This is a genomic window from Streptomyces sp. NRRL S-31 (genome assembly GCF_000718775.1).
GTDB lineage: Bacteria > Actinomycetota > Actinomycetes > Streptomycetales > Streptomycetaceae > Streptomyces.
In genome coordinates this window covers 103,186-113,907 of the sequence record NZ_JOCB01000007.1, presented here as the reverse complement: position 1 = coordinate 113,907, position 10,722 = coordinate 103,186, and the positions used below count along the sequence as shown (strand labels likewise).

Here is a 10,722-nt window from a genome sequence, read left to right as displayed (position 1 = left end):
CGTACAGCGGGCGCGGTCCGGACCGCGCCCGCTGTACGTGGGCACCTACACCTCCGCCGAGGGCGGCGGGACCGGCATCGGCCTGGCGTCGTACGACCCGGAGTCGGGCCGGATCACCGGGGCGGGCACGGTCACCGGGGTCCCCGACCCGTCGTATCTCGCGGTGCACCCGGACGGCCGCACCCTGTACGCGGTGGACGAGCGGCAGGACGGCGGGGTGACGGCCGTGCGCCTGGCCGACCGGCGTGTGCTCGGCACCCGGAGCACGGGCGGCGCGGGACCCTGCCACCTGTCGGTGCATCCCGGCGGACGCTGGCTGCTCAGCGCGAACTACACCTCCGGCAGTGTCGCCGTGCACCCGATCGGCGCCTCGGGCGCCTTGGGCGAGCGCACGGACCTCGTCGCGCACACCTCCCCGCCGCCCGGGCCCGGCCGGCAGGGCCCGCACGCCCACCAGTTCCTGACCAGCCCCGACGGCGGGCACGTCCTCGCCGTCGACCTCGGCACCGACACCGTGTACACCTACCGCCTCGACCAGGCGCGGGGCACGCTCACGGAGGTGGCGCGGGCCCAAACCCGGTCCGGTGCCGGGCCGCGCCACCTGGCCTTCCACCCGGGCGGCCGGTACGCCTACCTGGCCAACGAGGTGGACGACACCGTGGCCGTCTGCGCCTACGACCCGCCGTCCGGGCGGCTGAGCGTCGGCGCGCCGCAGCCGACGGGGTCGGACGGCGGCACGAACTACCCGGCGCAGTTCCTGGTGACGGCGAACGGCCGGTACGCGTTCCTCGCCAACCGGGGGCACAACAGCCTCGCGCGGTACGCCGTGGAGGCCGACGGGGCCCGGCTTCGGCTGCTCGGCACGGTGCCGGCGGGCGGGGACTTCCCGCGGCAGATCGCGTTCTCGCCGGACGGCCGGCTGCTGTTCGCGGCGAACCAGCGCTCCGGCACGGTCACCGTCTTCGAGGTCGACGCGGACGGCGGCGGACTGCGGCGGACCGGTGAGCCGTTCCGGTCACCCGTCGCCGTCTGCGCGCTGCCGCTGTAGCGCGCGCGGGCAGCCGGCGGCCGCGGCCTGTGCCAGCAGGGCGTGCATGCGCTCGGTGAGCCGGGCGACGTCGTCGGCGGGCGCGTGGAAGGGCAGCCGTACGTCACCGTGGGCGCGGGCGCGTTCGATGCGCAGGGTCAGTCCGTGCCGGTCGACGGCGAGCGGCACCACCCGGGTCGCGGCGTGCAGGCTCTCCGGCCGGACCAGGCGGGTGAGGCGCTCGACGGCGTCCGGGTGGGCGTCGGCCAGGTGGGTGAGCAGCCGGGGCTCGGCCTCGGTGAGCGGGTCGGGCCGGGCGGCGGTGAACTCCTCCGGGTCGACCACCACGGGCCCGGAGGACTGCCTCAGGACGATCCGGGTGGGGTGCAGGACCAGGGCGCCCCCGGACGGGGCGAACCAGCCGGAGAGCCAGAGCCGGGCCCGGATGCGGCCGCGCACGGGTACGGGGGCCGCGTCGGCGAACTCCAGCAGGGCGGAGGGCTCCTGGCGCGGTGCGCACAGGACCGCGGCGAGCAGTCCGCTGTCGTCGGGGACCGTCAGCCGGACCCGGCCGTCCTCGGTCACGGTGTGCGCGCCGGCGTACTCCTCGCGGACGCCGTCCGCGGTCACCGCGCACGACCACGCCGCGGCCAGCACCGAGCGCGCCCGTTCCGCCGCGCCGGGGGCGGCCGTCCAGTCCTGCGTGTCACCCATCCCGGGCCCTCCTTAAGGTAAGCCTTACCTAACCTATCGGAGATCGGGGTGTGCGCCAACCACGCCGTACCGGCGCACGGGGTTACGCGAGGACGCCCAGCAGCGCGCGGGCGCACAGGTCGCGCACCTGCTCGCGGCTCAGCCCGCCCTCCCCGCGCAGCCACTCCAGGCAGACGGCGGTGGTGAAGGCGAGCCAGCCGCGCACCGCCAGGCGCACCTCGGGAGCGGCCTCGTGGGCCGGCCCGAACTCGGGGTCGGCGGCGAGGGCGGCCAGGATCTGCGTCTCCTGGGCGGCCAGCGCCTGCCGGTAGACGCGGCGCACGGCCCGGTCACCGGCCGCGTCGGCGCGATGGAAGGCGCGGAAGCCGTGGGCGTGGGCCTCCACATGGCCGAGGTAGGTGTCGAGGCCGGTGGTGAGCTGTTCGCGCACCGGCACCCCCGGTACGGCCGCCGTCATGCGCAGCATCCGCTCGCTCTCGCGCTCCACGACCGCGGCGAAGAAGTCCCGCTTGGTCGGGAAGTAGTGGTACAGCAGGCCGCGCGACACCCCGGCGATCTCGGCGACCTGCTCGATCCACACGTCGTCGTAGGGGCTCTCCGAGAACAGCTTCGCGCCCACCGACAGCAGTTGCTCTCGGCGTTCCCCGGTGCTGAGGCGGCGCCGGGCGCGTTCCCCCTGGTTCGCGGGCATGGCGTCACTTTACTTGACGTCGGTTCAACGGCGGGATCACACTGGGACACGCTATTGAACTCACGTACAACACATGCTGTGCAGCCTCAACCAGCCGCTTGATCAAGGGAGATCGCGCCATGGCGGGGACGACGGAGACCACCGGGAACGCACTGCCGAAGGGTTTCCGGAGCGCCGGGCAGGGCTGGCCCGAGCTGCACCGCATCCCGCACCCGCCGCGCCGGCTGCCGCTGCTCGGCGATGTGCTCGGTGTCGACCGGCGCACCCCGGTCCAGGACTCGATGCGCTTCGCCCGCGAGCTGGGCCCGATCTTCCGGCGCCGGGTCTTCGGCAAGGAGTTCGTGTTCGTGTGGGGAGCGCCGCTGGTCGCCGACCTCGCCGACGAGGCCCGGTTCGCCAAGCACGTCGGGCTGGGCGTCGCCAACCTGCGGCCGGTGGCCGGCGACGGCCTGTTCACCGCCTACAACCACGAGCCCAACTGGCAGCTGGCGCACGACGTCCTGGCGCCCGGGTTCAGCCGGGAGGCCATGGAGGGCTACCACGCGATGATGCTGGCCGTCGCCGGTCGGCTCACCGACCACTGGGACCGGCGGCTCGCGGCCGGACGGACGGTCGACGTGCCCGGCGACATGACCCGGCTGACCCTGGAGACCATCGCGCGGACCGGCTTCGGACACGACTTCGGCTCCTTCGAACGGGACCGGCCGCACCCGTTCGTCACGGCGATGGTGGGCACGCTCGGCTACGCCCAGCGGCTGAACAGCGTGCCCGGCCCGCTGGCCCCGCTGCTGCTGCGCGCCGCCGCCCGGCGCAACGCCGCCGACATCGCCCACCTCGACCGCACGGTGGACGAGCTGGTCGCGGCCCGGCGCCGGTCCGGGGGCGGCGAGGGGGACCTGCTGGACCGCATGCTGGCCACCGCGCACCCGGTGACCGGCGAGAAGCTGTCCGCGGAGAACGTCCGCAAACAGGTGATCACCTTCCTGGTGGCGGGTCACGAGACCACGTCGGGCGCGCTCTCCTTCGCCCTGTACCACCTCGCCCGGCACCCCGGGATCGCCGCCCGGGCCCGCGCCGAGGTGGACGCCGTCTGGGGCGACGCCCCGCTGCCCGACTACGACCGGGTCGCCAAGCTGCGCTACGTCCGCCGGGTGCTGGACGAGTCGCTGCGGCTGTGGCCGACCGCGCCCGCCTTCGCCCGCGAGGCCCGGCAGGACACCGTGCTCGCCGGGCGGCATCCGATGCGCCGGGGCGCGTGGACCCTGGTGCTGACGCCGATGCTGCACCGGGAGCCGGAGGTGTGGGGCGAGGACCCCGAGCGGTTCGACCCGGACCGTTTCACCCCGGCGGCCGTCCGGGCCCGGCCCCCGCACTCCTTCAAGCCGTTCGGCACCGGCGCGCGGGCCTGCATCGGCCGCCAGTTCGCCCTGCACGAGGCGACGCTGGTCCTCGGCCTGCTGCTGCGCCGCTACGAGCTGCACGCCGACCCCGGCTACCGGCTGACCGTCGCCGAGCGGCTGACGCTGATGCCCGAGGGGCTGCGGCTACGGCTGGAACGGCGGCCGGTACCGCCGGTCGCGACCGGCGAGGACCGCCGCCGAGGAGCGCGGGACGGTGCCGGCCCCACGCTCCGCCCCGCGGGCACGGCCCGCCGCGGCCAGTCCGCCGACGACTGACCGCCCACGAGGGACGGATGACGGCTGCGGCGCGGCACGCACCCGGCGTCAGCGAGCCGCCGTCCAGTGCGCCGGACGGGTAACCGTCCCCGGCAACCGGGTGCCCGCACCGCCCCGAGCCGCGTCGAGCTGCGGCTGGGTGAGGAAGAAGGCGCCGGTGAGATCCGCGTCGGTCAGGTCGGCGTCGCGCAGATCGGCGCCGATCAGGTCCGCGCCGCGCAGATCGGCGCCGGTGAGGTCGGCCGCGATCAGATAGGCGCCGCGCAGGCTCGCCCCGCGCAGGTCCGCGCCCCTGAGCCGGGCCCCCATGAGGTCCGCGCCCCGCCGGTCCTTCCCCCTGCCCTTGCCCTTCCCCTTGCCGCCGGCGCCGGCCCGGGCCAGCTCGCTGGTGCGCAGCAGGAGCACGTTGACCTCCTGCCGGTGCGCGGCCACGTCCAGCGCGGCCAGCTCCTCGGGGGTCCCCGAGGCGAGCCGCTCGGTCTGCTCCAGCGCCTGCCGCAGCTCGGGGTGGACGGGCCGGGCGGCGGGCAGGCCCAGCGCCTCGGTCAGGTACCACAGCAGCTCGTGCAGCTGCCGGACGACCGGGAACACGTCGGACATCAGACGCGTCCGCCCCGCCGGGCCGGTACGCCGGTTCTGGCCCCCGAAGGTCACCTGGGAGACCCTCTGGCCGGCGCCGAAGCAGTCGTAGACCGTGCACCCGGTGAAGCCCTTGCGCCGCAGGTCGGCGTGGATGCCGCAGCGGTGGTCGGCGCCGAGGTTGGGGCACGGCTGACCCGCGGGCTTGTTCAGCGCGAAGTCGGCCGAGCGGGCGAAGGGCAGGGCAACGCAGCACAGCCCGAAGCACTGCGCGCAGTCGCCGCGCAGGTCGGCGAGGTCGGTCGTCTGGTCCGGCATGCCGACCAGCCTACTGACCCGCGGGTCCACCGCGTGCACCGCTGTCCCGGCCCCCCGCTCGCCCGCACCGGACGCCGCGCCCGGCCGCCCGCACCGCTCAGACCTCGTCGCGGACGAGCGCCAGCAGCCGGTCCAGGACCCGGGGCGCGCCCACGCGCAGGCCGTCGTGCTCGAACTCGTCGGTGACCCAGGTGCGCAGGCCCCGGACGGCGCGGGCGGTCGTGAGCGAGTGGGCGGTGTCGACGTACATGTCGTCGTGGTAGACCGCGGCGGCGACGGGGACCTCGTTGGCGGCGAGGCGGGCGGGGTCGTACAGCGGGCGCCAGTCGGTGCGGGCGGCGAGCAGTCCGGCCGTCTCGCGCAGCGGCCGCAGCGCCGGGTCGGTCTCGAACATCCAGGGATGGACGGTCTCGCCGGTGAAGAGCACCGGGCCGTCACCGGTGAGCGCCTTGGCCGCGTCGAACTGCGGGAACTCGGCCCGGACCCGTTCGGCGGCCCAGGCGGTGGGGCGCGCGTCCTGGCCGTAGATCGACTCGTGGACGAGGGCGTAGAGCGGGTTGGCGGCGTACGACAGCAGGGACTGCGCCTGCTCCTGGAAGGCGTCGGACAGTTCGACGCCGGCCGGCGTGCGGACGAAGGCGTCCTCCAGCAGGTGGTGCAGGCGGTGACTGCCGTCGGCGGTGCCGAGCATCAGGCCCAGGGACTGGAAGGCCTCCACCGTGAAGCGGTAGCCGTTCGGCAGGACCACGTCGTGGCCGAGGAGGTGGTCGGCGATCCGCCGGGCCCGCTCCACGTCCTGCGGGTAGCGGTCGTAGTGGGCGGCTACCTTGCGCTCGATGCGCGGGTAGGCGGCGCGGTAGACGTCGTCGGCGTGGGCGTCCAGGGAGGGCAGGCCGCCGGTGACGATCGCGGTGTGCACGCCCTCGGGGGCGAGGGAGAGGTACGACACCGTGCAGAAGCCGCCGAAGCTCTGGCCGAGCACGGTCCACGGGGCGCCGCCGGTGAGCCGGGGGCGGATGGCCTCGCAGTCGCGGACGATCGAGTCGGCGCGGAAGCGGGTGAGGTAGTCGGCCTGTGCGGCGGGGCCGCCGCGCAGCGGGAGCGTCTGCCGGGTGGCGGGCGTGGAGCGTCCGGTGCCCCGCTGGTCGAGCAGCAGGACGCGGTACTCCTTCAGGGCCCGGTCGAGCCAGGACTGCCGTCCGACGAAACGAGTCGCCCCGAACCCGGGGCCGCCCTGGAGGTACAGGAGCCAGGGCAGGTCCTGCCCGGCCTTGTCGCTCGCCACCGCCTCGCGGGCGTACAGCTCGATGGTCTCGCCGTCCGGGTCGGCGTGGTCGAGAGGCACGGTGAAGCGGCGGTCGGTGAGGACGACACCGGGCTGGCGGTAACTGTTGCTCAACGGGGCTCCCGGGACGGGCGGTACGGACGCGTCCCAGTTCAGCACATGCCCCGGCACGGGCCGCGCCCCGGGGATCACCGCCCGGCACGCCCGGCCCCGGGCGCGGCTCGCCGCACCGAGGGCCGCGGTCTGCCCTCGCCGGGAGCCGCCGACTAAGGTCTTCCCTGGATCCGGCTTGACCCAGGCGAGCGGCCATGACCCGCGCTCGTCCGACGACCGACGCCGAGGAGGCGCGATGCGCGTCGCCCTGTTCCTGACCTGTGTCAACGACACGCTGTATCCGGACACCGGCCGGGCCGTGGTGAGGCTGCTGTCCAGACTGGGGGTCGAGGTCGACTTCCCGGCGGCCCAGACCTGTTGCGGGCAGGCGCACTACAACACCGGTTACCGGCACGAGGCGGAGCCGCTGGCCCGGCACTTCTCCGATGTCTTCGCGGAGTACGAGGCGATCGTCACCCCGTCCGGGTCGTGCGCGGCGATGGTGCGCGAGCTGTATCCGCGGCTGGGTGAGCGGGCCCGCGCCGAGGGACGCGGGGACGCGCTCGCCCGGACGCTGGCGCCGGTGGTGCCGAAGACGTACGAGCTGACGGAGTTCCTGGTGGACGTGCTCGGGGTGACCGACGTCGGCGCCTGCTACCCGCACAAGGTCACCTATCACCCGACCTGCCACGGCCTGCGCGGACTCGGGCTCGGCGACCGGCCGCGCCGGCTGCTCGCGGCCGTGAAGGGCCTGGAACTGGTCGAGCTGCCGGGTGCCGAGGAGTGCTGCGGGTTCGGCGGCACGTTCGCGCTGAAGAACCCCGACGTGTCGGCGGCGATGGGCGTGGACAAGGTGCGCAACGCCGAGTCGACCGGCGCCGAGGTGCTGTGCGCGGCCGACAACTCCTGCCTGATGCACCTCGGCGGGACGATGAGCCGGCTGCGCACGGGCCTGCGGCCGGTGCACATCGCGGAGATCCTGGCGAGCACGGAGGAGGAACCGGCGGTATGAGCGGAACGTTCGTGGGCATGCCCGCCTTCCCGGAGGCCGCGCGCGAGGCGGTGCGCGACGCGACCCTGCGCGGCAACCTGCGGCACGCCACGCACACCATCCGCGCCAAACGGGCCCGGGCCGTGGCGGAGTTGTCCGACTGGGCGGAGCTGCGCGAGGCGGGCCGGCGGATCAAGGACCACACCCTGCGCCATCTCGACCGGTACCTGGTGCGGCTGGAGGAGTCGGTCACGGCGGCCGGCGGCACGGTCCACTGGGCGGCGGACGCCGACGAGGCGAACCGGATCGTGGCCGACCTGGTGAAGGAGACCGGCGAGTCGGAGGTCGTCAAGGTCAAGTCGATGGCCACGCAGGAGACCGGGCTCAACGAGGCGCTGGCGGCCGAGGGCATCCGGGCGTACGAGACCGATCTGGCGGAGCTGATCGTGCAGTTGGGGCACGACCGCCCCTCGCACATCCTGGTCCCGGCCATCCACCGCAACCGGGGCGAGATCCGGGACATCTTCCGCTCGGAGATGGGCGCGTGGGGCCGCCCGGCCCCGGACGGCCTGTCGGACGCCCCCGCCGAACTCGCCGAGGCGGCCCGGCTGCACCTGCGGGAGAAGTTCCTGCGGGCGAAGGTCGGTGTCTCCGGCGCCAACTTCATGGTCGCCGAGACCGGCACGCTGGTCGTCGTGGAGTCCGAGGGCAACGGCCGGATGTGCCTGACCCTGCCCGAGACGCTGATCTCGGTGGTCGGCATCGAGAAGGTGGTGCCGACCTGGCGGGACCTGGAGGTCTTCCTCCAGACCCTCCCCCGCTCCTCCACCGCCGAGCGGATGAACCCGTACACCAGCATGTGGACCGGCACCACGGACGGCGACGGCCCGCGCACCTTCCACCTGGTGCTGCTCGACAACGGCCGCACCGACACCCTCGCCGACGAGGTCGGCCGCCAGGCCCTGCGCTGCATCCGCTGCTCCGCCTGTCTGAACGTCTGCCCCGTCTACGAGCGGGCGGGCGGGCACGCCTACGGCTCGGTCTACCCGGGTCCGATCGGCGCCATCCTCAGTCCGCAACTGCGGGGCGTCACCGACGACATCGACGCCTCCCTGCCGTACGCGTCGTCGTTGTGCGGGGCCTGCTACGAGGTCTGCCCGGTCGCCATCGACATCCCCGAGGTACTGGTCCACCTGCGGGAACGAGTGGTCGAGGGCGGCCCGGCGGTGCGCCGGGGCAACCGGGTGGTGCTGCGGCCGGCCAAGGGGCACGCGGCGGAGCGGGCGGCGATGCGGGCGGCCCGCTGGGCGTTCAGCCGTCCGGGCGCCCTGCGCGCGGGCCAGCGGCTGGCCTCCCGGACACGCCGGCTGCACCCGCGCACGCTGCCGGGCCCGGCCGGCGCGTGGACGGACACCCGGGACCTGCCGGCCCTGCCGCCGGAGCCGTTCCGGGACTGGTGGCAGCGCACGCGCGGCGGACAGGAGGGCGCCGAATGAGCAGCAGGGAGCGGATCCTGGGCCGGGTGCGACGGGCGCTCGCGGACGTGCCGCCGGACGAGCGGCCGTACGAGGAGTCGGTGCCCCGGGAGTACCTGCGCCGGCACGGGGAGCGAACGGTCGAACAGACGGTGGAGCTGCTGGCCGGGAACCTCGCGGACTACCGGGCGGTGGTGCACCGCTGCGCCGGGGACGAGGTGCCGGACCTCGTCGCGCGGCTGCTGGCCGCACACGGCTCCCGGGAGGTGCTGGTCCCGCCCGGGCTGCCGTCCGGGTGGCTGGCAGCCGCCGACGCCGTCCGGATCCCGGACCGGACGGCGGACACCGCGGCGCGGCTGGACCGGGTGGACAGCGTGGTGACCGGGTGCGCCGTGGCGATCGCCGAGACCGGCACGATCGTGCTGGACGGCTCCCCGGACCAGGGCCGGCGCCGTATCTCGCTCGTCCCGGACCACCACATCTGCGTGGTCCGCGTCCCGGACCAGGTCGTCGCGTCCGTCCCGCAGGCCCTCGAACGCCTGGACCCGGCCCGCCCGCTGACCTGGATCTCGGGCCCGTCGGCCACCAGCGACATCGAACTGGACCGGGTGGAGGGCGTGCACGGGCCCCGGAAGCTGGAAGTGGTCCTGTGGGGGTCCGCCGGGCGGGGCACGGCGGGATGAGGCCCCGGGCGCCCTGCCGTAATGTGAGGGAATGATCCGGTTCGAGCACGTCACCAAGCGGTTCCCGGACGGTACGACCGCCGTGGACGACCTCTCCTTGGAGGTGTCCGAGGGGGAACTGGTGACGCTCGTCGGGCCGTCCGGGTGCGGCAAGACGACGACCCTGATGATGGTGAACCGGCTCGTCGAGCCGACCACCGGCCGCATCCTGGTCGACGGCGAGGACATCGCGGCCGTCGACCCGGTACGGCTGCGCCGCCGCATCGGGTACGTCATCCAGCAGGTGGGCCTCTTCCCGCACCGCACCGTCCTGGACAACACCGCGACCGTGCCCGCGCTGCTCGGCTGGAAGCGGGCCCGGGCCCGGGCCCGGGCGGCCGAGCTGCTGGAGCTGGTGGGCCTCGACCCGAAGACGTACGGACCGCGCTATCCGCCGCAGTTGTCCGGCGGGCAGCGGCAGCGGGTCGGCGTGGCCCGGGCGCTGGCCGCGGACCCGCCGGTGCTGCTGATGGACGAGCCGTTCGGCGCGGTCGACCCGGTGGTCCGCGAGCAGCTCCAGGAGGAGTTCCTGCGCATGCGGGCCGCGGTGCGCAAGACGGTGCTGCTGGTGACGCACGACATCGAGGAGGCCGTACGGCTCGGCGACCGCATCGCCGTGTACGGACAGGGCCGCGTCGAGCAGTTCGACACGCCCGGCGCGGTACTCGGCGCGCCCGCGACGCCGTACGTCGCCTCCTTCGTGGGCGCCGACCGCGGGCTGAAGCGGCTGTCGGTCACCGCGGTCGAGCCGGCGGACCTGGAGCAGCCGCCCGTGGCCCGCCCCGACGAGCCCGCCGCCCGGGCCCTTGGGCGGCTGCGGTCCGCGGGCGCGCGGTGGGCGGTGGTCCTGGACCGGAACGGTGGACTGCACGGCTGGGTCGGCGTCGAGGAGCTGGCGGCGGGCGGCACGGTCGCCGGTCTCGCCCACCGGATGACCGCCTGGGTGCCGGTCGGCGCGTCGCTGAAGCAGGCGTTCGGGGTGATGCTCCAGTACGACGCCGGGTGGGTCGCCGTGCTGGACGGGGCGCGGTTCCTCGGCGTGCTGACCCCGGCGAAGCTGCACGAGGCGCTGCGCCGCTCGGTCGACGCGGAGGCGCGCGGGGTGCCGCGCGGGCAGGTGCCGTTCGACTCCGTGGCGGGCGCCTGAGGGG

The 10,722-nt window shown here is 74.9% G+C and carries 10 protein-coding genes; 6 read left to right on the top strand and 4 right to left on the bottom strand.

Annotated elements, in window-relative coordinates; genetic code table 11:
- Positions 1–31: 31 nt before the first annotated feature.
- Entirely contained in the window at positions 32–1,048 is a 1,017-nt protein-coding gene (locus IF37_RS0105010) for a lactonase family protein (RefSeq protein WP_253915645.1), read from the top strand.
- Here the strand turns inward: IF37_RS0105010 and IF37_RS0105005 are convergent.
- Together IF37_RS0105005 and IF37_RS0105000 are read right to left on the bottom strand one after the other, a co-directional pair.
- Positions 1,016–1,741, bottom strand: coding sequence for a DUF2470 domain-containing protein (locus IF37_RS0105005; RefSeq protein WP_030736730.1), 726 nt, complete (start codon positions 1,739–1,741; stop codon positions 1,016–1,018). The two genes, IF37_RS0105010 and IF37_RS0105005, sit on opposite strands and share 33 nt — an antisense overlap.
- Before the next feature lie 82 nt (positions 1,742–1,823).
- Complete coding sequence (locus IF37_RS0105000; protein ID WP_030736729.1) at positions 1,824–2,432, bottom strand: TetR/AcrR family transcriptional regulator; 609 nt, start codon at positions 2,430–2,432, stop codon at positions 1,824–1,826.
- 119 nt (positions 2,433–2,551) lie between these two features.
- On the opposite strand from IF37_RS0105000, the gene IF37_RS0104995 reads away from it, so the two are divergent.
- Positions 2,552–4,108 carry a cytochrome P450 gene (locus IF37_RS0104995; protein WP_030736728.1) on the top strand — a complete coding sequence of 519 codons (1,557 nt, stop codon included), beginning with the start codon at positions 2,552–2,554 and terminating at the stop codon, positions 4,106–4,108.
- 48 nt (positions 4,109–4,156) lie between these two features.
- Here the strand turns inward: IF37_RS0104995 and IF37_RS0104990 are convergent, their stop codons facing one another.
- Both IF37_RS0104990 and IF37_RS0104985 read right to left on the bottom strand, forming a co-directional pair.
- The gene (locus tag IF37_RS0104990) at positions 4,157–5,005 is read right to left on the bottom strand and encodes a pentapeptide repeat-containing protein (protein WP_030736727.1); all 849 of its coding nucleotides are present in this window, start codon (positions 5,003–5,005) and stop codon (positions 4,157–4,159) included.
- A gap of 97 nt (positions 5,006–5,102) precedes the next feature.
- Positions 5,103–6,404, bottom strand: a complete 1,302-nt coding sequence (locus IF37_RS0104985) for an alpha/beta fold hydrolase (protein ID WP_030736726.1) — start codon at positions 6,402–6,404, stop codon at positions 5,103–5,105.
- Positions 6,405–6,639: 235 nt separating this feature from the next.
- On the opposite strand from IF37_RS0104985, the gene IF37_RS0104980 reads away from it, so the two are divergent.
- From IF37_RS0104980 to IF37_RS0104965, 4 genes are read left to right on the top strand one after another with little or no spacing between them, the layout of a single operon-like run.
- Positions 6,640–7,395, top strand: a complete 756-nt coding sequence (locus IF37_RS0104980; protein WP_030736725.1) for a (Fe-S)-binding protein — start codon at positions 6,640–6,642, stop codon at positions 7,393–7,395.
- Positions 7,392–8,870, top strand: coding sequence for a LutB/LldF family L-lactate oxidation iron-sulfur protein (locus tag IF37_RS0104975; protein ID WP_030736724.1), 1,479 nt, complete (start codon positions 7,392–7,394; stop codon positions 8,868–8,870). The genes IF37_RS0104980 and IF37_RS0104975 overlap by 4 nt, the downstream gene beginning before the upstream one ends.
- Positions 8,867–9,532 (top strand): lactate utilization protein C, encoded by a 666-nt coding sequence (locus tag IF37_RS0104970; protein ID WP_030736723.1) that lies wholly within the window; start codon positions 8,867–8,869, stop codon positions 9,530–9,532. Before IF37_RS0104975 ends, IF37_RS0104970 begins: the two co-directional genes overlap by 4 nt.
- A gap of 31 nt (positions 9,533–9,563) precedes the next feature.
- Positions 9,564–10,718, top strand: coding sequence for an ATP-binding cassette domain-containing protein (locus IF37_RS0104965; protein ID WP_030736721.1), 1,155 nt, complete (start codon positions 9,564–9,566; stop codon positions 10,716–10,718).
- Positions 10,719–10,722 lie beyond the last annotated feature (4 nt).

What these genes read in the sequence shown, in the direction of transcription:
- IF37_RS0104965 (WP_030736721.1), top strand. Translation starts at nt 9,564, where the DNA reads ATGATCCGGTTCGAGCACGTCACCAAGCGGTTCCCGGACGGTACGACC.
- IF37_RS0104990 (WP_030736727.1), bottom strand. Translation starts at nt 5,005, where the DNA reads ATGCCGGACCAGACGACCGACCTCGCCGACCTGCGCGGCGACTGCGCG.
- IF37_RS0104980 (WP_030736725.1), top strand. Translation starts at nt 6,640, where the DNA reads ATGCGCGTCGCCCTGTTCCTGACCTGTGTCAACGACACGCTGTATCCG.
- IF37_RS0104970 (WP_030736723.1), top strand. Translation starts at nt 8,867, where the DNA reads ATGAGCAGCAGGGAGCGGATCCTGGGCCGGGTGCGACGGGCGCTCGCG.
- IF37_RS0104995 (WP_030736728.1), top strand. Translation starts at nt 2,552, where the DNA reads ATGGCGGGGACGACGGAGACCACCGGGAACGCACTGCCGAAGGGTTTC.
- IF37_RS0104975 (WP_030736724.1), top strand. Translation starts at nt 7,392, where the DNA reads ATGAGCGGAACGTTCGTGGGCATGCCCGCCTTCCCGGAGGCCGCGCGC.
- IF37_RS0105000 (WP_030736729.1), bottom strand. Translation starts at nt 2,432, where the DNA reads ATGCCCGCGAACCAGGGGGAACGCGCCCGGCGCCGCCTCAGCACCGGG.
- IF37_RS0105005 (WP_030736730.1), bottom strand. Translation starts at nt 1,741, where the DNA reads ATGGGTGACACGCAGGACTGGACGGCCGCCCCCGGCGCGGCGGAACGG.